We start from the raw sequence: 20,315 nt of genomic DNA on the forward strand, positions 1-20,315 counted from the left end.
CCGGGACAATGCGCGGCGGTTGCGCAAATGCGTCTGGCAGCCTGACTTGACCGCAAACGCGCCTCCTGCGCCGAAATCTTCAAGCTATCTTACTGCCCTGTAGTTGTGTTCGTTGTCGAACCCGTCGAACCGGCTGCGTTTCGCGCAGCTCTGCGCGCCTGAAGGAATTGGTTGGTGGGGACGCGCTCACCATTCCGGTAAATCGGAGCCGGATCGATACCGGAATAGTAGTCGTCGGACGGATAATCTTGAACAGTTGAACAAGAAATGGCGGCTACAGGAAGAAAGAGTGCAGCGCCAATCCCAATGCAGGTCCGCTTTTTCATTGCACCCTCCGCACCATGCGAAACGACAATCGTCACTGCCGCTAGTAGGCTCAGGACCCATTAAATTCGCGAATTTAATGGGTCCTGAGCCTATGGATATCCCCTCGTTGTGTCGTTGATTGCGATCAAAACTGGAAAAAATCTCTTCGTGAGGGGCTGGCACTTGTCGACAAAATCCCGAAAACCGACCGGCGGCTATCAGATTTGTCTCAAATCAATGACGCCCCCGCCGTCCATCTTTAAGCTGCGGTGTGATTTGGCTGCGCCCCACCGTGGGACGCTCTGCTTCGCCCGATGAGCTGAAACGCGTCAATGCAATCACTGCATACGATTTGGAGGGCGACATGACGATCGCGCACGAGGGCACCTTCAAAACCGAGGTACACTCCGACAAGCTCACCCTCCTGCCGCTCACGGCTCTTGTCGTGGGCTCGATGATCGGCGGCGGCGTTTTCAACTTGCCTTCGGACATGTCTCGAAGCGCGTCTCCCGGTGCGATAATAATTGGGTGGGTCATTACTGGCTTCGGCATGCTGATGCTGGCCTTTGTCTACCAGACGCTGGCCATCCGCAAACCGGACCTCGACGCCGGCCCCTATGCTTACGCCAAGGCCGGTTTTGGGCCCTTTATGGGCTTCATCAGCGCGTGGGGCTACTGGCTGAGCGCGTTTCTTGGAAATGTCGCCTATGCGGTCGCCATCTTTTCCGGGCTCTCTTTCTTCGCCCCGGTGTTCGGCGATGGAAACAATCTTGTCTCGATAGTCGGCGCTTCGTTCTGCCTTTGGGCCATTCATTGGCTGGTGCTGAAGGGCGTGAAGCAGGCTGCCTTCGTCAACATCGTCACGACCATCGCCAAGCTCGCGCCGCTCTTCCTTTTCGTCTTGATCGCTGTCGTCGCATTCAACTGGGACAGGTTCACGCTCAACTTCTGGGGCCGCGGAGGAGCGCTCGATGCGCCTGACCTCGGTAGCGTCATGTCGCAGGTGAAAAGCACCATGTTGGTCACCCTGTGGGTCTTCATCGGCATCGAAGGGGCGAGCGTTTACTCTGCGCGTGCGGCTCGGCGCTCGGATGTCGGCCGAGCGACGGTGATCGGTTTTCTCGGAGCGCTCGGAATCTATGTCCTCGTCTCGTTGCTTTCGACCGGAATCCTGAGCCAGCCGGAACTGGCCGGCCTCAAAGTGCCGTCCATGGCTGGCGTGCTGCAGCCGCTCGTCGGTCAATGGGGAGCCGCCTTGATCAACGCAGGGCTGATCGTCTCGGTAGGCGGCGCATTCCTTTCCTGGACATTGCTTTGCTCGGAAATTCCATACACCTGCGGCCGCGATGGAACGTTCCCGAGATGGTTTGCCGCCGCCAATGAAAACGGCTCGCCCGCAAACTCGCTTTGGGCGACCAATATCCTGATTCAGGTTTTCCTGGTGCTAAGCTTCTTTTCCAAAAGCGCGTACCAGTTCTTCTATTTCATCGCCTCGGTCGCCATCCTGCCTCCGTATGTTTTCTCTGGAGCCTATGCACTCAAGCTGGCGTTGAGCGGAGAGACCTATCAGGGTGTGTCCGGTCGAAACCGGGATATAGTCGTAGGAGCACTGGCGACGATTTACGGCGTCTGGTTGGTCTACGCTGCCGGGCTCAGCTACCTCTTGATGTGCTCGATCCTGTTCGCCCCCGGTCTCCTCGTCTACGCGAAGGCCAGGAGAGAACGAGGAGAACAGGTGTTTGCCGGATTTGAATCATGGCTTGCGGGCCTGGTCGTCGTGCTCGCTGTCGTCGCCGCTTATTTGCTGTGGATCGGAAAAATAAGCCCGCTCTGAGCGTGGCGGTCAAGTTGCAGGGGCTCCGGTCGAAGGAGGAGACACATGCGCAACTTTGGTGTTCATTCGGAAGTCGGTAAGCTCAGAATAGTCATGGTTTGTAGGCCATCACTGGCGCACCAACGGCTCACTCCGGCGAATTGTCACGACCTGCTGTTCGATGATGTCATCTGGGTTCACGAAGCTCAGAAGGACCACTACGATTTTGTTCTGAAAATGCAGGAGAGGGGGGTCGAGGTCCTCGAGCTCCATGATCTCCTGGCAGAGACTCTCGCGGATGACGAGGCTCGAACATTCGTTCTTGATCGGCGCATCACGCCGAATGTCCTGGGGGCCCAGATTGCCGAAGCCATGCGGCCCTGGCTCGATGAAATGGATTCGAAGCAACTTGCTGCCTACCTCATTGGCGGCATTGCCATTGCCGACCTTCCCGAAGGCAGGGGCAAGACGCTGATGGTGGGCGCCTTCGGGGGGCTCGAATTCGTCATCCCGCCCATTCCCAACACGCTTTTCCAACGTGATCCCTCCTGCTGGATCTATAACGGCGTGACGTGCAATCCGATGTTCTGGCCGGCCCGGCGCGCCGAAACCCTGGTGCAGCGGGCGGTCTACAAGTTTCATCCGATCTTCAAGGGCGGCGATTTCAACATCTGGTGGGGCGACTCGGACGAGCAGTTCGCCAACGCCACGATGGAGGGCGGTGACGTCATGCCGATCGGTAATGGGACGGTGCTCGTCGGCATGGGGGAGCGGACCACCTACCAGGCCGTCGGGCAAGTGGCGCAGGCTTTGTTCAGGAACAAGGCAGCTACCCGGGTCATCGGCTGCCTGATGCCAAAGAGCCGGGCTGCGATGCATCTCGATACGGTCTTCAGCTTCTGCGACCGAGACGTCGTGACGCTTTTCGCCGATGTCGTCGACCAGATCCGCTGCTACAGCCTGCATCCCGCCGATGACGAAGGCAATTTCGAGGTGCGAGCCGAAGAGCGTCCGATGCTCGAAGTCGTCGCCGAGGCTCTGGGCATACAGAAACTCCGCACCGTGGCGACGGGTGGAAATGCCTACGAGGCGGAACGCGAACAATGGGACGATGGCAACAATGTCGTCGCGCTCGAACCCGGCGTGGTCGTCGCCTACGACCGCAACACGCACACGAACACGCTCCTCAGAAAGGCGGGCATCGAGGTCATCACGATCCGCGGCGCCGAACTGGGTCGGGGGCGGGGCGGCGGTCATTGCATGACTTGCCCGATCTGGCGAGAGCCAGCCTATTGAAGAATTCCCATCCTCACTTTGGCAAATGGAGCAGCATCATGAGTTTCAACCTCCGCAATCGCTCGCTTCTTACGGTGCAGGATTACACACCTCGCGAGTTTCGATATCTCCTTGATCTCGCGCGCGATCTGAAGCGGGCCAAATATGCGCGCACGGAACAGAAGCATCTGGAAGGCAAGGAAATCTGCCTCATTTTCGAGAAGACATCCACGCGTACCCGTTGTGCCTTCGAAGTCGCCTGCTCCGATCAGGGCGCCAACGTCACGTACCTGGATCCCGCTGGTTCGCAGATTGGGCATAAGGAATCTTTCAAGGATACGGCTCGGGTGCTCGGTCGCATGTACGACGCCATTGAGTATCGCGGCGCCTCCCAACATGGCGTCGAAACGCTGGCGAAATATGCCGGCGTGCCGGTCTATAACGGCCTCACCGACGAATATCATCCCACACAGATGATCGCCGACGTGATGACGATGCGTGAACACGCCGACAAGCCCATCGCTACAATCAAGTATGCCTATGTCGGCGATACGCGGTCGAACATGGGGCATTCATTGTTGATCGTCGGCTGCCTGTTGGGAATGGATGTGCGGATATGCGGCCCGAAGTCGCTCTGGCCTTCGGATGAATATCGGAGCATCGCCGAGAAACTCAAAGAGCAATCCGGAGCGCGCCTGATGATCACCGACGATCCCCAGGCGGCTGTGCAGGGCGTCGACTTCATTCATACCGACGTCTGGGTTTCGATGGGCGAACCGAAGGACGTCTGGAAAGAGCGAATCCAGTTGCTCACACCCTATCAGGTCAATGCGGATTTGATGAAGGCGAGTGGAAATGCGCAGGTCAAGTTCATGCACTGCCTGCCTGCATTCCACGACACCGAGACAGTTCTCGGAAAGCAGATCGCCAACGACTATGGAATGGCGGACGGCCTCGAAGTGACCAACGACGTCTTCGAGTCCGAGGCGAACGTCGCCTTCGAGCAGGCGGAAAATCGCTTACACACGATCAAGGCACTGCTTGTCGCAACACTGGGGGACTGAACATGCGCGTTGTGATCGCATTGGGCGGGAATGCTCTCCTCAAGCGTGGTGAGCCGATGACCGCAGATATGCAGCGCCAGAACATCAGGATCGCAGCCGAGGCGATCGCGCCGATCGCCGCCGAACACCAGATCGTGATCACGCATGGCAATGGGCCGCAGGTGGGGCTGCTTGCACTTCAGGGCGCTGCTTACAAACCGGACGAAGCCTATCCGCTCGACGTTCTCGGTGCGGAGACCGAGGGCATGATCGGCTACATGCTCGAACAGGAGCTTGGGAACCTTCTTCCGTTCGAGGTGCCGTTCGCAACACTGCTGACGATGGTGGAGGTGGACGGCAGCGATCCGGCGTTTCGGCATCCCACCAAGTTCGTCGGTCCTGTATACGAGGCGGACGAGGCGGCGAAGATCCATCAGGATAAAGGGTGGTTTTTCAAACAGGATGGCAACAAATGGCGCCGCGTGGTCCCGTCTCCTCTTCCCAAACGGATTTTCGAGATCAGACCAATCCGCTGGCTTCTCGAAAAGGGCACCATAGTTATCTGCGCCGGCGGTGGCGGCATTCCAACCATGTACGAGCCGGACAAGGAGCGGACGCTTGTGGGCGTCGAGGCGGTTATCGACAAGGATCTTTGTTCGGCGCTGCTTGCACGAGAGCTTTCGGCAGACCTGCTCATCATGGCAACTGACGCGGAAGCCGTGTTCACGGATTGGGGAACGGCCGAGCAGAAGGCGATCTTCAAGAGCAATCCCGAGAAGCTTGGAACCTATTCGTTTCCGGCGGGCTCGATGGGGCCGAAAGTCGAGGCAGCTTGCCACTTCGCCAGGCAGACCGGGCAGACCGCCGCCATAGGGGCATTGCAGGACATTGCCGCAATCCTCAACGCCGAGCGGGGCACCATCATCAACTCGAGTTTCCCCGACATGACGTGGCATAAGCCGGACCGGGTGCCCCGTTAGGAGCTAGAATGAACGAGATCGGCCGCGACGACTCTATTGGCTCGGAAGGTGGTCGAACTCCGCCGTCGATGGTCGACGCGCTCATACCCTGCATTGCGCTGGCGATCCTCCTCACCCTGTCCTTCGTTCTGTTCGGCAACGATGCATCTTCCGGTCCCAACCAAATCGCCTTGCTATTCTGCGGTATCATTGCGGCATGTGTTGCATACAAGAACAAGCTGCCGTGGACAGGTATTCGCCAAGCCGTCGTCGACGGTATCGCGGCCGGTCTGCCGGCGATACTCATCCTTCTCGCCGTCGGGGCGCTCATCGGCACCTGGGCGATGAGCGGCACGATCGTTGCGATGATCTATTACGGGCTCAAGCTGCTCAATCCGAGCTATTTCTATGCGACGACGGCGCTCGTATGCGCGGCGGTCGCCTTCAGCATCGGCAGTTCGTGGACCGTTGCGGGCACGATTGGTATCGGCCTGATGGGCGTTGCGAGCAGCATGGAGCTGTCACCCGCCATCACGGCGGGGGCCGTCATATCGGGCGCGTATTTCGGGGACAAGGCCTCGCCGCTTTCAGATACCGTCAATCTGGCCACCGCAACGGCCGGATCCGATATCTACAGCCACATCCGCGAGTCGTTATGGACGTCGATACCGGCACTTTTGATGTCCGTCCTCATTTTTGGTTTCCTTGGGAAACCCACCGGCTTCGACGCCACCCAGACGCTTGCAAGGATCGATAGTAAGGCTACTGTGTCGCTCTGGTCCTTTCTTCCTCTACTGCTGGTACTTCTGTTTTCAATTTTCCGCCTGCCCCCCTTCGTGGCCATCTTTGCTGGCGCGCTTGCGGGTGCCTGCGTCGCAGTTCTGAGGGATCCCGAGAGCGTCGTCGCATTTGCCGCCGCTCCGGGCCTGCCTCTGGGTCTCGCACTGTTGAAAGGCGCCTGGGCAGCACTCGCCAATGGCTACGTCTCTTCCACCGGGGAGAAATCAATTGATCTCATCCTCACCCGTGGCGGCATGTCCAGCATGATGAACACGATCTGGCTCATCATCACAGCCCTGGCGTTTGGAGCCGTGGTCGAACATGCGGGGCTGTTGAAGCGACTGATCGAGCCTTTGGTCGTGCGGACCAAGTCGGCTGCCGGGCTGATCGCCACGGTTGTCGGCACATCGGTGGTTTCGAATGTCGTGACATCCGATCAGTATATCTCCGTCGCTCTGCCAGGCAGGCTGTTCGGACCCTCATTCGCCGCGCGTGGGATCGCGCCAGTCGTGCTCTCGCGGGCGGTGGGAGACTCCGCGACTGTGACGTCGCCGCTCGTGCCCTGGAATAGTTGCGGGGCGTACATGGCGGCAACCCTCGGGATTCCGACTGCCGCTTATGCCGGTTTCTGTTTCTTCAATGTGTTGAATCCCTTACTCGCCATCGCGTTTGCTTTCCTTGGCTGGCGCATCGTGCGGACCAACATATCGGAGGCGAGGAGTGCAAGCCCGGCTCGTGTTTGATCATTTTACTTCCTCCGCATGGAGGTAGTCTTTCGTCCTCTTGACCTGAAGTGGAGCAAGCAATGTCGGAACATAAGAACGTTGATGCAAGTGCAGCACCTCCGAGCGCAGACGACCTTCGCAAACAGGTGCTTGAGCGCGAAATGGAGGAAATGGAAAGGGAACGGAAGCTCAAGTCGATCGAGGAGCAGAAACACGCCGATTTCGCTTCCGATTTCTTGAAGAAGCACGTGTCGGAAGAAGAGATCGCCATGGTGCGCCGTCTCGTGGCGAATGCCGTCAAGGCCGGCAAGTTCGAGGCAATGGTGTACAGCTTCCCGTCCGAGCTTTGCACCGACAGTGGCCGGGCGATCAACAGCGGCGATCGGGATTGGCCGTCAACGCTGCAGGGCAAAGCGAAGGAGTTCTTCGAGCGCTATCAGACTTACGGCAAGCCTCAGGGCTACAAGTTGAAGGCCATGATCATCAGCTTTCCTGGAGGGATGCCTGGTGACGTTGGCCTGTTTTTGAACTGGGCTCCAGAAAAGGTCTGAGCCGCCGTCCCTTGCGCTCGCTCTTCAAGATGCGGTTCCGGCATCGGAGCCGCTTCTTCGCTGCCACACGGCACGCTCGCTGCACGCCGATGCGGTCGCACTTGAAGTGAGAAGGCACCTCGCGTGGCTTGCACTCAGAATACGTTCGGAACTGTCCGCCGAATCCGGGTGTCCTGGACAAAGTCATCGGGCCGCTTCTGGCGCTTCCCGAGCTCTGGTTCCTCGAACTTCACGCGGTCATAGGGTATCGAGGAAAGGATATGCGAGATGCAGTTGATGCGCGCCCGCTTCTTGTCATTGGAGGGGACGATCCACCAGGGGGCATAGTCGGTGTCGGTCATACGGATCATTTCATCGTAGGCGCGCGTATAGTCCCACCAGCGGCGATAGGATTCGACATCCATGGGGCTCAGCTTCCACTGTCGCAGCGGGTCGTCGATGCGCTGGCGGAAGCGGCGTTCCTGCTCCTCCTCGCTGACATCGAGGAAATATTTAAGCAGCAAGATGCCGCTCTCGATCATCGCCGCCTCGAAACGCGGAGCGAGTTCGAGGAAGCGCTTGGCCTTTTCCTCCGAGCAGAAGCCCATGACGCGCTCCACGCCGGGCCGGTTGTACCAGGAACGGTCAAAGATCACGACTTCGCCGGCCGCGGGGAGCTGTTGAATATAGCGTTGCATGTAGATCTGCGTCTTTTCCCGGTCGGTCGGCGCCGGCAGAGCGACGACGCGGAAGACGCGCGGGCTGACGCGCTCGGTAATCCGCTTGATCACACCGCCTTTGCCGGCCGCGTCACGTCCCTCGAAGATGATGACGATGCGGGCACCGGTCTTCTTCACCCAGGCCTGCAGATGGGCGACCTCCTCCTGCAATCGGGCGAGCTCCTTGGCGTAGTCACCACCCGATCGCGTCGCTGATTCTTGCGTCTCGGCGGACTTGCCGTTCTCTGCGTTCCAGCGGTTCTTTTCTTTGTTGTCCTTGTGCTTGCCCATCCTTCCCTCCACTCCTCTGGTTGCCGTCTCGACGGGGACGATATATCTGCAGCCGGACGTCTGCTAAGCGGCGGCGCCTCCGCGTCTGGCTTCAAAGGCGAGGAGTGCGTCCTCCATGCCGTCGAAGATCATGGCGGGGCCGATCTTGTCGATGAGGCCGGCGCGACCGAGCATGGCGCGTGCGTCGGTGTGTAGTTCCGCCAGTCCGAGCGCGATGCCGCGCTTCGTCAGCTCCTCGTACACCTCCTCGAGCATAGCGGTCGCGGTGCTGTCGATCTGCGGGACCGCGCTTGCGTCTATGACCAGCCAGCGGGTATGCGCCGGCAGCTCGTCCGCGATAGCTATCAGGCGCGTCTGAACATAGTCTGTATTGAAGAACAGGAGGCTGCCCTGGATCATGCAGGCGCCGAAACCCGGCACGGCGCGGGCCTCAGGTTCACGATGCAGCTTGTAGAATCCATCCCGGCCGGGAATGCGCCCGAGCAGCGCGTCGTGCGGGTACATGCTCTGTCGAAGGACGTAGGCCAGTGTCGCGGCGATCGCGATCACCACCCCATTGAGGACACCGAGTCCGATCGGTCCCCACATCGCGATCAGCGCGAAGACGAACTCCATGCGGCTCACACGCCAGATCTGCTTCAGAGCCGCCAGATCTATCAGACTGAGTGCCGTCGCAGCCAGGATTGCACCAAGCGCGGGAATCGGCAGGATGCGCAGGACGCTCCCGAGAAACAGCAACACCGCGATCAGGGTCGTCGCCGCCACCAGGCTTGCGATCTGCGAGCGGCCACCCACCGCGAAGTTTACGGCGGTTCTTGAATCAGAGGCCGTAACCGGAAATGTTCCGAAGAGGCCCGCTGCGATGTTTGCGGCGCCGAAGCCTGTGAGCTCACGGTTCGGATCGACGCGATAGCCGCCGAGTGCCCCAAAGCTGCGAGCAGCGATCACACCCGAGCCAAAGCTGACAAGAAAAATCGCGGCACCACCGATGAGCAACGCGTCGAGCGGAAGGTTTCCCGTTCGAGGCAATGTCAGCGACGGGAGGGCTTCTGGCAAGCTGCCGACGACCGCTATCCCATGTCCTTCGAAATCGAAAAGAAATGAAAGCAAGACCGAGAGGACGACGACGATCACAGGGCCCGGAACCGGGGATTGCAGCGCGCGGGCCGCCTGCAGCAACGCGAAGCATCCCAGGGCAAGCGCCAAGGAGGGCCAATGGATTGATCCGACTTCCCGCACAAGCTCAAGCACGGGGGCGAAAAGGCCTTCGGACTCGATGTCAACGCCCGTGAACCGCTTGATCTGTCCGATCAGGATGGACAGAGAAATGCCGGCGAAGAAGCCCGTCAGAATCGGGCGCGAGAGAAAGGTCGCGAGCACTCCGAGGCGCACGGCACGGGCGACGAGACACAGAACCCCGACGATGAGCGCCAGCAGTGCAGCCGCCGTCACCCGGTCCGATGTCATGCCCGGTGTGGCGAACACCGTGGCGAGGACCGCGGCGAGGACGGTCATCGTCGCCGCATCCGGTCCAACAATAAGCCGTCGCGAAGGGCCGAAAAGCGCATAAGCCACCAGCGGAGTAATACTGGCATATAGTCCTGTCTCCGGCGGAAGGCCGGCAATCGCCGGATAGGCGATGGCGCTCGGCAGCCCGACGGCCGCGATGGCAAGGCCGGCCGAGATGTCACTGCGCAACCAGCTCGCCTGATAGGTATCGAGGTCTGCGAGGAGGGCGGGGCGGGGGAGTGACACACGCATCCGGCCGGCCTCCGCATCAGTGTCCCGTCAGGACCAGCGTCTGCACCGGCAAGAGCAGCGCCTGCAGCCTGAGGATCATGGCGTGCACCAGTGCAACCGCATCGACTGCATGCAGAAAGAACCAGCGCGGCGTGCTTATGTCCGCTGCATGCAGTTCGTCATGGTTGTTGGTATAGGCATTGGCGATGCAACTGCTCCCAGGCGGAATGCCAGTGAATTGGCCCTCGTAAAGCGGCTCCAGGTAAGCCGTCAGCGTTCCCGGACGCGCCAGTTGCTGGGCGTCGACGAGCTGATCGGTCGGGCGGACCTGGCCGGCGGCAATGACGTCCTGCACCTCTGTCACCACCATCGGGATGATGGTGAACGGCTTGCCGATGCAGGTCGCCTCGGCGATCATGCCGGGCTTCATCACCTGCGCCTCGATTTGGCCGAAGCCGGCGATCAGTCCGATGCGGCGTTGCTCGGGAACCAGAATGCCGGCCGAGCGAATCATTGGATTCACGATGTCTCCGGGCCGGAGCGCGAACTGCTGTACGGTGCCGGCGGTGCCGGCGCGAACGATCGTCTTGTCGAGCTCCACCTGGGCCTGGGCCAGCGTCGCCTCGGCGCTCGCCTTCTGCGCCGGCAGGAGCGAGGCGATTTTCGTCTCCAGCGTCTGCTTGTTCGAAACCGCCGCCGCCAATGCGCCCTTGCGACCATCGGCGGCGACCTGCAGCCGCTCGATCTCCCGCCTGGCGACAATGTTGGGGTTGCGCTGGTTCAATTCGACCTGCGTCTCGAGTTCATTCAATGCTTGTAGATAGGCCCCCTCCGCCTGGGCGATCAGCCCGTCGGCGGACGCCAGTTCGCTCTGCGCCACCGTCGTCTCGGCATCGATTTCGGCGACGCGCCGGCGTGCGGTTTCAAGCGCCGCGCGCTGCTCGTTGTCGTCAAGTCGGAAGAGTGGGGCGCCGGCTGCAACCTTCTCGTTGAGGTCGACATAGACCTCCGCCACGCGGCCGGTCGACTCGGGCAAGATCGTGACCGTGCGGAACACGGCGGTGACGTTGCTGGTCGAGGGATGGTAGTAGAAGATCATCGTGATCAGCGACACGGTGAGGATCACGCAGGCGGTGATGCCATAGCGCAGCTCGAACCACATCGAATAAAGATTGATCTCACGGCCGATCCGTTTGCCCTGGACATAGCGGCGGAAGAGGTAGTCCGGAAAGATGGTGAGCAACGAGCAGATCATGAATTCCAGCATGGTTCATCCCCTCCGCCCGACCTTGTCGTCACCTGGCGGCGGCTTGAGTTCCAGCGGCACCCATTGTGGCGCGTCCGGTTGTAATTTGCTTGACTGGGGCTCGCCTGGGTGGGGTTGGGCCGGCTTTGCCGCTGGCACCGCATCGTTCATCTCGGCTGCGTCTTCCGCCTCGTCGCGACCCGCCATCTTCGCCAGCGACCGGGCCATCGACCTGATCGGCGAGGAAAAGTCCGGGAACTCGACCATGGCGAGCAGCAGGGCGATGATCCAGAACAGATGATTGTGGGTGAAGAGCGCAATTAGCGAAAGGACGGCGACGAGCTGCAGTTGCGTCTTGCTGGCGCCATGCGCCATGTGCTCGGGCAGCGCGTGCAGCCGCAGGTACAGGATGCCGATCAGGAAGATCAGCAACAGCACGAAGACGACCATCACGTTGAAAAGTACGTCCGTCTCGCCCGGTGCGGTAATGAATGGCGGCAAATGATGGGTCGCGGCCGGGTGCAAGGATTGTTCCATCGCTGCGCTTCCCCCTTGTATGCGAGCAAATAAGAGCTCAATTGCTGCGGCGAAAACGCTTACCCCTAAGCAGGCGGAGAGAGGCGGAACCCATCGCCTTGATTTTTCGAAAATAATGATACCCAAAAATGCGTGGCCGGCATTGATCACAGTCAAAATCAACACCCGCGGCGCTTGAGCTCACGATCCCACCGCAAGCCTTCTCGCTTCCATGTTATCTCTAAAGGCACCCAGAAGGGAAACGTTGGAGTGACGTATGCTACGGTATGATACTGCAACTCAGCCGCAGGTGGGATAGGATCGGCTGAATTGCACGGGAGAAGGCAGTAGCGCCCCCCGATTCAGCGTTTCCGCTGAGGTTCGTTGCAACGCGGGCGCGGCAGTATGCGGCAAGCTCGCGGATGTCCCGGCACCTCATGGGCTTGCTTCCTTCTGGTCTCGAGATGAGGGCCGCGAGAATGGATGATAGTCCATCCCGAACGAGTCCGGTCCGCGACGATCCAGCCGATCGTTCATCCGTCGAGGTGAAGATCACGGAAATTGCCAGGATCGGGGTCGTCGGACTGTTCGCCTACTGGTCCCTGACATTGATCGCTCCGTTTGCGATCATTCTCATCTGGGCTTCGATTCTGGCAGTTGCCCTCTATCCGGCCTACTCCGCCCTTTCAATCACGTTTGGCCAGCGGCGTCGCCTAGCAGCGTTTCTGATCACGCTCGTGTGTCTGGTCGTCATCGTCGGTCCGCTCGCGGCCATTGCCGTCAGCTTTGCCGAAGGAGTGCAAGCGCTGCTTGAAAAGTTGAAGGATGGTTCGTTGCTGTTACCAGTACCACCCGAAGGCATTCGCAACTGGCCGCTTATGGGTGAACGCATCTTTGCTGTCTGGAGCACGGCGTCCAGCAATCTCGAGGCCGTTCTGAGGCAGTTCGAGCCGTCACTGCTGCAGGCCGGCAGCAGGGCTCTGGGTAAAATCGCAAGCATAGGCGTCGACTTGCTCGGCTTTGTGGTTTCCGTGCTTGTTGCCGGCTTTCTTTTCGGGTCCGGAGAACGTCTTGCAGAAACTGCGGAAGGCTTCGCCAGCAGAATGGGTGGGGACAGAGGCATCGGCTTCGTGCGGCTGGCCGCTGCAACGATCCGCAACGTGGCCCGCGGCGTCATTGGCGTCGCGCTACTGCAAGCGTTTCTCTGCGCATTGGTGTTAAGTCTCTTCAATGTTCCTGCGCCCGGTGCAATCGCCTTCGTCGTGCTCATTCTCTGCATCGTTCAGATCGGGCCGGCGCTGGTTCTGCTACCGGTGATGATCTGGGCCTGGCTGGAGATGGACTTCGGCCCGGCAATTCTCCTCACACTCTTGCTGATGCCGCTTTTTATCATCGACAATGTCATGAAGCCGATCCTGGTGGCCCGCGGTCTTTCGACGCCAACGCTGATCATTTTACTCGGGGTGCTCGGCGGAACCCTATCCTACGGCCTGATTGGCCTGTTTCTAGGCCCCATCATTCTCAGTGTGTTCCACGACTTGCTGATGATCTGGGTTCGTCCGGATGAGGCGTCGGGAAAGGCGCTGTCTGAGTCTTCACGACTATCGCGCCCCACCTGAGTATTTGCCGGGGGCATCCCTAGATCGCGCCAACTTTGCTGGCAGTTGTTTAGACTCAATTTTCGGGCACCGATACGCCGGCCTCGCGTAAACCTTCAATGAAGTGCTGCTGGTCCTCAGGACGATGAATCCGCAAGGCGACTTCCTTTCGGATGTTGTCGAGGAATCCCGGAACGTTCGTTTCCAGCCACTTCTGCTCCTCACGGGCCTCTTCGGTCTTGCCGAGCTTCCCAAGAATGGCAAGCAATATGACGCGGTAGATCGGATTGGCACGAAGGTCGGCCAAGCGAGCCCAGCGCTCGGCGGCCACGTAGTCTGCTTCGATGTAGGAGCAGACTGCCAGGGCCGCTTCGAAATATCCTACCGGGCCGGGGTTCCGCGATATGGCTTGCGATATGAGCACGCAACCAGGGCGCCATTGACCCGACAGGGCAAGCCGGAAACCGTACTCGCCGGCGAGTTCAGTATCGTTAGGGTTGATGGCAAATGCGCGCGCGCCCACCGCCAAGGCAGCATGGACTTCGCCCCGGAAGAAAAGCGTGAGCATCTGCGCCTGTAGGGCCCGCACGTCCTGAGGATCCAGTTCGACGGCGCGCAGCGCTGCCTCGATCGCCCGCTCCAGCGATACCGGTGACGAGCGATCGAGGCGATATCGGAACCGCAGCTCGTCGATATAGGTCATCGACAGTAGCGCCCAAGCCGTAGCGTAGTTCGGGAACTGTCGGGTCGCTTTCTGCAGGCATTCTTGAACTGACGCATGCATTTTCGGATTCAATTCGCTGCGATATCCGTAATAGGCCAAGGTACACGCATATGCTTGCCAATCGTCAGGAACGGAGTGCGTGAACCGGGCGGCATCCGCCTGGAAAACTACGCCATAGGGTTGTGCGACAGCGGTCGCTACCGCGGCCGCGGCTTTCTCTTGCAGTTCGATGATCTTGTGCGTCTCTAGACTTTCGTCATAGTTGTTTGCCCACACCACCGACCCGTCCGACCGCTGAATGAGTCGGATCCCGACCCGAAGCCTTTCGCCATCAAGCCGAACCCGACCCTCAAGCGCATAGGCCGGGCCGCCCGTCGGCTCCGGTGAGCGCTCTGGTTGCTCACGGGTGACGACGATGACCTCCTTGAATCTGGAGATTTTGCCGACGACCTCGTCAGTGAGGCCTCGCGTTATCATCGCCGATTGGGGTGTTCCGGAGAGATCCTCAAATGGTGTAACAACCAGCTTCGGAATGTTTGGGCGGACGCTGCGTGCGCCGCTCTCTAGAGTGTCAGTACCGCGAAGCAGGGCGTTTGCCGCCAGTCCACCCAGAACAAGAGCAAGCGCTGCAATCCCGACCCAGATCCATGGCTGCCGAGAGCGCTCACCGGACAAATTCGGTCCGGTACTCGCGGAGGCCGCGGTGGGGGGCCCGGCTTCCGCGTGGACGTGCCTTTCGAACGTCGGCACGTAGGCGCCTTTCGGTATCTTTATGACGACCGGGTCGTTGCAGCCCGCGACAAGGTAGTAGCGTTCGAGTGAACGTCGGATTCGGCCCGCTTCGATCCGCACGGCTGGATCGGTTTGGGCGTCGAAAGAGGGATCTCGACCGAACACCTCGGTAGCGATCGAATACGCCTTTATACGGTCGGCTCGCCCGGCAATCGTCTCCTCGATGACATAGGCCAGGAATTTACGGGCGCGATCCGGCGCATCGAACTCGGCGCTCAACCGAATTCGTTCGAGTTGTGCAAGAATTTCTGCGTCGGTGGGTAGACCAACCCGTTCGACCCGGGCACCCTGCTGGCCTGCAATTACCATGTCCGCCCCCAACACAACGTAAGATTGTGCTTCGCGGCACCGTAAGCTCCCGTATCTTACGTCCGCACCCGGCCAAAGGGCAATATATATATTAGAGATAAATTAAAGTTGTATTTCATTTCGAACCCGGAGAGGGAGGAGCGAAATGAACACGCGATCGGGGGCGAATAACGAAGATCACGGCCTGGCAGCGGCATTGCGCCGATTTCCGGCACGCTCATTGCAAATCAGGGAATTGTCGATCCGCGACGAGAGCTTCAGGGGGATGTGCGAGGACTTCGCAGCCGCTGAGAACGCGCTCACGCGCGCCGACCAGTTTCCGTTCCATGTTCGCGAGGAGCGCCGCGCGGAGTTCAAGAGCTTGGTAGAGAGCTTGGCGGCAGAAATTGAGCAGGCGCTCGGGACGGCGAGGGGTCTCACTTAAGAAGGTTCTCGTCGAATTCGGAGGCATTTGGTTGCATTACCCGGACGTCAACGTAGACGCCGGGACGGCTTGGTTTCCTGTTCAGCGCTCGCAGAACAAGGAAAATCCGGCTGTATCGAGTCATTGTCGGGGCAACCTGGCACGCTCATGGGAGTCGAACAAATGCATACGTCAATATTGGCTTCGTCAGGGAGGCGCATAAGTGCCGTCCCCATGGGGCCGCCTACGCGGGGAGAAGTCGAGAAGAGGCAGGTCAGCAGCTTCGTCGACGGACAACGCATCTATTCTTCCGGTGGAAGGGCCGGCCAGGCCTACCGGGTAGAATTCGGAGCCGTCCGCGTGTACCGCGTGCTGGCGAGCGGGCGGCGGCAGATTCTTGCCTTCTACTTTGGGGGGAACTGGTTCGGCTTGCAAACTGGGGACCGGCACCGAGAAACTGCGGAAGCGATAGGTGTCACCGGAATAAAGAGTGTCAGCCTCAGAGAAGATCCATGCTTATGGCAAGGTTTGTTGCCGGCTGTACTGGAAAACTTCTCGTCCGCGCAAGAACATCAACTGGTCATCGGTCGCCAAAGCGCCATCGAAAGGGTTGCAGCATTCCTTCTTGAGATGTCGGACCGTGCGGGCCATTCGCAAAGCTTCGAACTGTACATGTCCCGTGTCGACGTTGCCGATTATCTGGGTCTGACGATCGAAACGGTTTCGCGTTCGCTTACAAAGCTGAAGAACAAAGGAATTATCAAGCTGCGCGGCGCTCGAGGTATCGAGATTGTACAGTATCGCGCTCTTCAGAACTTATGCCTTTAATGACCGCCAAATAAGGTCTTGTTACATGATGGGGGTCGCTTTCATGGGACAGTTGACAACGAGGGAACGGGAATTGGCGGCGGCCATCTTGGTGGCCCTGGCGGTTGTCGGCATAGCGATGGCTGCGGTCGGTCGGGCAGATCCGCTTGGAGTTCACGGCGCGCTCGTCCTGCTTTACAGTATGGTGCTGCTGTTTGTGATCATGTCGACATCCTTCGGTCCCGCGCCCGACCCATCGCGCTTCTCCCGCTATTATGATGACCCCATCAAGGTCGGCGTCGCGTTCACGCTTTTCTGGGCGATCTTCGGGATGTTCTTCGGCGTCTGGGCTGCGGCTCAGCTCGCTTGGCCGAGCCTGAACTTCGACACTGCATGGGCAAGCTTCGGGCGGATCAGGCCGGCTCACACAACCGGCGTCATTTTCGGATTCGGCGGCAACGCGCTGATCTCGACCTCTTTCCATGTGGTTCAGAGGACCTCGCGCGCTCGCCTGGCGGACCAATTGAGCCCGTGGTTCGTTCTGTTCGGATATAACCTCTTCTGCATTTTGGCGGTGACCGGCTATTTCATTGGCGTGACGCAGTCCAAGGAGTATGCCGAGGCCGAATGGTATGCCGATCTCTGGCTGGTCATCGTCTGGGTTACCTATTTCGTCCTCTTTATCCGGACGCTGGCGCGCCGCAGGGAACCCCATATCTACGTCGCCAACTGGTATTACCTAGCCTTCATCCTGGTCGTAGCAATACTGCACATCATTAACAACCTGACCATTCCGGTCTCCCTCGGCCACGCCAAGAGCTACACGATCTGGGCAGGTGTCCAGGACTCCATGGTGCAGTGGTGGTACGGGCACAATGCCGTCGCCTTCTTTCTGACGGCGGGGTTCCTTGCCATGCTCTACTATTATTTGCCCAAGCGAGCAGAACGCCCGATCTTTTCCTACCGGCTGTCGATCCTCAGCTTTTGGGGCATAACCTTCTTCTATATGTGGGCCGGCTCTCATCATCTTCACTATACAGCCCTGCCTCACTGGGTGCAGAACCTGGGAATGACGTTCTCGGTGATGCTGCTGGTGCCCTCTTGGGCATCGGCCGGCAACGCCCTGCTGACACTGAATGGCGCGTGGCACAAGGTCCGTGACGACGCGACGTTGCGCTTCATCATGATGGCGGCTTTCTTCTACGGCCTTTCGACCTTCGAGGGGTCGTTCCTGGCAGTCCGTCCCGTGAATTCCCTCTCGCACTATACCGATTGGACCGTCGGCCATGTACACGCGGGCGCCCTGGGCTGGGTCGCGCTGATCACCTATGGATCCCTCTACACACTCGTGCCGGCGATCTGGAAGCGCGAGAGGATGTATTCCGCGGCGCTTGTCGAAGTCCACTTCTGGCTCGCGGTTGCCGGCACCGTCATCTACGTCTTCGCGATGTGGAACTCCGGCATCATCCAGGGCCTGATGTGGAGGACCTACACGGAAGAGGGGACGCTTACCTATTCATTCGTGGATTCACTCCTCGCGATGTACCCTTATTACATCGCCCGCGCCTTTGGCGGCCTGCTTTTCCTTATCGGGGCTGTTGTTGCCACCTACAACATCTGGATGACTGTCCGGGGTATTCCCGTGTTGATTGTGGAGCGACATGACGATATCCCCCTCGTGCCGGACGGCGCGGCAACCAGACCCGCGGAGTAGCGACATGCCCGAACTCCTTCATCGCAAGCTCGAGCGAACGGCGATCGGCTTCATGCTGGCGATCATCGTCGCGGCCAGTGTCGGGGGCATCGTGGAGATCGCTCCGCTCTTTACCATCGACGAGACGGTCGAGAACGCCGACGACATGCGTCTCTACACACCGCTGGAGCTCGCCGGACGCAACATCTACATACGCGAGGGCTGTTATGCGTGCCACAGCCAGATGATCCGCACGCTGCGGGACGACGTGGAGCGTTATGGGCCTTTCTCGCTGGCGGTCGAGTCCAAGCATGACCACCCGATGCTGTGGGGCTCGAAGCGGACCGGACCCGACCTTGCGAGAATGGGTGGCAAATACTCCGATTTCTGGCATGTCGCCCATCTGACCAATCCGCGCGATGTCGTGCCGGAGTCGAACATGCCGGCCTATGCCTGGCTGGCACGTACGCCGCTGCGCCTCGACGACCTCGGCTCCCATCTGCGGACACAGCGAAGCGTCGGCGTTCCCTATACCGACGAAATGATCGAGAATGCCGCTCGTGACGCCTTTGGGCAGGCGGTGCCCGACAGCGAACAGGCCTCGGGTGTGACGGAACGCTATGGAGAGGAGACGCAGGTCAGCGCCTTCGACGGAGTCACGACGCGAGTCACGGAGATGGATGCGCTCGTGGCCTACCTGCAGGTCCTTGGACGGCTGACAAAGGCGGCATACGGGAACACGGCCGCTCCGGAACAGCCCCCCAACCCCAACGACTGAGCTGAAGCGGGACCGCGATCATGGATCTGACGCACGAGACATTGGTGGAGACAGCGAAGACCTGGGGGCTCTTCTACCTGATCGGGTTCTCGATCTGCGTGCTCGTCTACACGTTCTGGCCAGCAAACCGGGACCGTTTCGATCGGGCAAAGAGGAACATTCTCGACGAGGACGACCAGCCATGGACGTAGAGGAAGTCGATCCGATCAGCGGCCGAAAAACCACCGGGCATGAGTGGAACGGCATCACGGAACTCGACACGCCCGTTCCCCGAGGGGTGCTGCTTTTCCTGGTGTTGACCCATGTCTTCGCGCTCCTTTGGTGGGTCCTTCTTCCCACATGGCCCCTCGGCACGACCTATACGAAGGGGCTGCTCGGAATCGACGAGCGGAATGTCGTCGAAGGAAAGCTCGCCGCGGCAGCGGCGGCGAGAGCCGTCTGGGAGCAGAAGATCGACGCGCTCTCCTACGACCAGATAAGGGCGGACGAGCAGTTGATGGCAACGGTCCGCTCCACGGGGCACCAACTGTTCGGCGATAACTGCGCCGTCTGCCACGGGGTGGATGGAAAGGGCCGGAGCAACTTTCCGGATCTGACCGATGACGACTGGCTCTGGGGCGGCGGGCCGGAAAATATCGCTCAGACCCTGAGGGTCGGCATCAACACTCGACACCCCGAAAGTCGTGTCGGGCAGATGCCCTCGTTTGGGCGCGACGAGATGCTCGATCGCATCCAGGTCCGGAATGTCGCCGCCTATGTATACTCGCTCACTAACCCCGCATACTCCACGCCGGACAACATCGGCCGCATCGAGGCCGGCCGCGAAGTGTTTCTCACGACCTGCGCGGCCTGCCACGGCGAAGACGCGCGGGGCAATCGGGAGCTCGGCGCTCCGAACCTGACCGACGCCTATTGGGTCTATGGGGGGGCTCTGCAGAATATCATCGAATCCGTCCATGGCGGACGCCAGGGCCATATGCCGACATGGGACGAGAGGCTGACGCCCGCCGAGATCAAGATTCTGACGCTCTATGTCAACTCTCTGGGCGTGGAAAAACCGTGATGACGAGAGCCGCCAGACGAAACAGGTCGCTCCTAGCCTGGTGGGGCCTCGCCGCTGCGGCCATCTTTCTCGGTGCAAACGCCCACCTGCTTTACGTCGCGATCGATAGCGATCCCGGATGCGTGACCCACCTGAAGGAGACGGGATCGGTGCCGGGACAGTACAAGGCCGCAAAATCATCCTGCTGAGGTCATGGTGTAACCTT

Annotated in this window: 19 protein-coding genes; 14 read left to right on the forward strand and 5 right to left on the reverse strand. The window is 59.9% G+C overall.

What is annotated here, in order from left to right; genetic code table 11:
• Window positions 1-670 precede the first annotated feature (670 nt).
• From arcD to M728_RS05430, 6 genes are all read left to right on the forward strand, one after another.
• On the forward strand, window positions 671-2,140 hold the full coding sequence (gene arcD / locus M728_RS05405; protein ID WP_051440827.1) for an arginine-ornithine antiporter: 1,470 nt from the start codon (window positions 671-673) through the stop codon (window positions 2,138-2,140).
• A 45-nt stretch (window positions 2,141-2,185) separates the two neighbouring features.
• Entirely contained in the window at window positions 2,186-3,415 is a 1,230-nt protein-coding gene (arcA, locus tag M728_RS05410; RefSeq protein ID WP_026619382.1) for an arginine deiminase, read from the forward strand.
• Window positions 3,416-3,453: 38 nt separating this feature from the next.
• A complete protein-coding gene (locus M728_RS05415) occupies window positions 3,454-4,458 on the forward strand; it encodes an ornithine carbamoyltransferase (RefSeq protein ID WP_026619383.1) in 1,005 nt (334 codons plus the stop codon).
• A gap of 2 nt (window positions 4,459-4,460) precedes the next feature.
• Complete coding sequence (gene arcC, locus M728_RS05420; RefSeq protein ID WP_026619384.1) at window positions 4,461-5,417, forward strand: carbamate kinase; 957 nt, start codon at window positions 4,461-4,463, stop codon at window positions 5,415-5,417.
• 8 nt (window positions 5,418-5,425) lie between these two features.
• Window positions 5,426-6,919: a Na+/H+ antiporter NhaC family protein gene (locus tag M728_RS05425; RefSeq protein WP_026619385.1), complete on the forward strand. Its 1,494-nt coding sequence runs from the start codon at window positions 5,426-5,428 to the stop codon at window positions 6,917-6,919.
• A gap of 62 nt (window positions 6,920-6,981) precedes the next feature.
• The gene (locus tag M728_RS05430) at window positions 6,982-7,452 is read left to right on the forward strand and encodes a hypothetical protein (RefSeq protein WP_026619386.1); all 471 of its coding nucleotides are present in this window, start codon (window positions 6,982-6,984) and stop codon (window positions 7,450-7,452) included.
• 134 nt (window positions 7,453-7,586) lie between these two features.
• Here M728_RS05430 and ppk2 read toward each other — a convergent pair whose 3' ends face one another.
• The 4 genes from ppk2 to M728_RS05450 all read right to left on the reverse strand — a co-directional run bounded on the left by ppk2 (window position 7,587) and on the right by M728_RS05450 (window position 11,964).
• Window positions 7,587-8,441: a polyphosphate kinase 2 gene (ppk2, locus tag M728_RS05435; RefSeq protein ID WP_026619387.1), complete on the reverse strand. Its 855-nt coding sequence runs from the start codon at window positions 8,439-8,441 to the stop codon at window positions 7,587-7,589.
• Between the two features lie 63 nt (window positions 8,442-8,504).
• Entirely contained in the window at window positions 8,505-10,202 is a 1,698-nt protein-coding gene (locus M728_RS05440; RefSeq protein WP_026619388.1) for a SulP family inorganic anion transporter, read from the reverse strand.
• Between the two features lie 16 nt (window positions 10,203-10,218).
• The gene (locus M728_RS05445; RefSeq protein ID WP_026619389.1) at window positions 10,219-11,448 is read right to left on the reverse strand and encodes an HlyD family secretion protein; all 1,230 of its coding nucleotides are present in this window, start codon (window positions 11,446-11,448) and stop codon (window positions 10,219-10,221) included.
• 3 nt (window positions 11,449-11,451) lie between these two features.
• Window positions 11,452-11,964 carry a hypothetical protein gene (locus M728_RS05450; protein WP_026619390.1) on the reverse strand — a complete coding sequence of 171 codons (513 nt, stop codon included), beginning with the start codon at window positions 11,962-11,964 and terminating at the stop codon, window positions 11,452-11,454.
• Between the two features lie 458 nt (window positions 11,965-12,422).
• Between M728_RS05450 and M728_RS05455 the strand changes: the two genes are divergently transcribed.
• Window positions 12,423-13,562 (forward strand): AI-2E family transporter, encoded by a 1,140-nt coding sequence (locus M728_RS05455; RefSeq protein ID WP_051440828.1) that lies wholly within the window; start codon window positions 12,423-12,425, stop codon window positions 13,560-13,562.
• Window positions 13,563-13,617: 55 nt separating this feature from the next.
• Here M728_RS05455 and M728_RS05460 read toward each other — a convergent pair whose 3' ends face one another.
• On the reverse strand, window positions 13,618-15,366 hold the full coding sequence (locus tag M728_RS05460; RefSeq protein WP_026619391.1) for a hypothetical protein: 1,749 nt from the start codon (window positions 15,364-15,366) through the stop codon (window positions 13,618-13,620).
• A gap of 145 nt (window positions 15,367-15,511) precedes the next feature.
• Here M728_RS05460 and M728_RS05465 point away from each other — a divergent pair, with 145 nt between their 5' ends.
• The 7 genes from M728_RS05465 (at window position 15,512) to M728_RS05495 (ending at window position 20,298) form a co-directional block, all read left to right on the forward strand.
• Window positions 15,512-15,790 carry a hypothetical protein gene (locus M728_RS05465; protein WP_051440829.1) on the forward strand — a complete coding sequence of 93 codons (279 nt, stop codon included), beginning with the start codon at window positions 15,512-15,514 and terminating at the stop codon, window positions 15,788-15,790.
• Between the two features lie 213 nt (window positions 15,791-16,003).
• Window positions 16,004-16,597, forward strand: coding sequence for a helix-turn-helix domain-containing protein (locus M728_RS05470; protein ID WP_245269665.1), 594 nt, complete (start codon window positions 16,004-16,006; stop codon window positions 16,595-16,597).
• A gap of 43 nt (window positions 16,598-16,640) precedes the next feature.
• Window positions 16,641-18,290, forward strand: coding sequence for a cytochrome-c oxidase, cbb3-type subunit I (ccoN, locus tag M728_RS05475; RefSeq protein ID WP_026619394.1), 1,650 nt, complete (start codon window positions 16,641-16,643; stop codon window positions 18,288-18,290).
• A gap of 4 nt (window positions 18,291-18,294) precedes the next feature.
• On the forward strand, window positions 18,295-19,047 hold the full coding sequence (gene ccoO, locus M728_RS05480) for a cytochrome-c oxidase, cbb3-type subunit II (protein WP_026619395.1): 753 nt from the start codon (window positions 18,295-18,297) through the stop codon (window positions 19,045-19,047).
• A 20-nt stretch (window positions 19,048-19,067) separates the two neighbouring features.
• A complete protein-coding gene (locus tag M728_RS05485; protein WP_026619396.1) occupies window positions 19,068-19,238 on the forward strand; it encodes a CcoQ/FixQ family Cbb3-type cytochrome c oxidase assembly chaperone in 171 nt (56 codons plus the stop codon).
• Complete coding sequence (gene ccoP, locus M728_RS05490; protein WP_026619397.1) at window positions 19,229-20,110, forward strand: cytochrome-c oxidase, cbb3-type subunit III; 882 nt, start codon at window positions 19,229-19,231, stop codon at window positions 20,108-20,110. Before M728_RS05485 ends, ccoP begins: the two co-directional genes overlap by 10 nt.
• Window positions 20,110-20,298, forward strand: coding sequence for a hypothetical protein (locus tag M728_RS05495; RefSeq protein ID WP_026619398.1), 189 nt, complete (start codon window positions 20,110-20,112; stop codon window positions 20,296-20,298). The genes ccoP and M728_RS05495 overlap by 1 nt, the downstream gene beginning before the upstream one ends.
• Window positions 20,299-20,315 lie beyond the last annotated feature (17 nt).

Origin of the sequence: Ensifer sp. WSM1721 (assembly GCF_000513895.2) — a bacterium.
Taxonomy (GTDB): domain Bacteria; phylum Pseudomonadota; class Alphaproteobacteria; order Rhizobiales; family Rhizobiaceae; genus Sinorhizobium.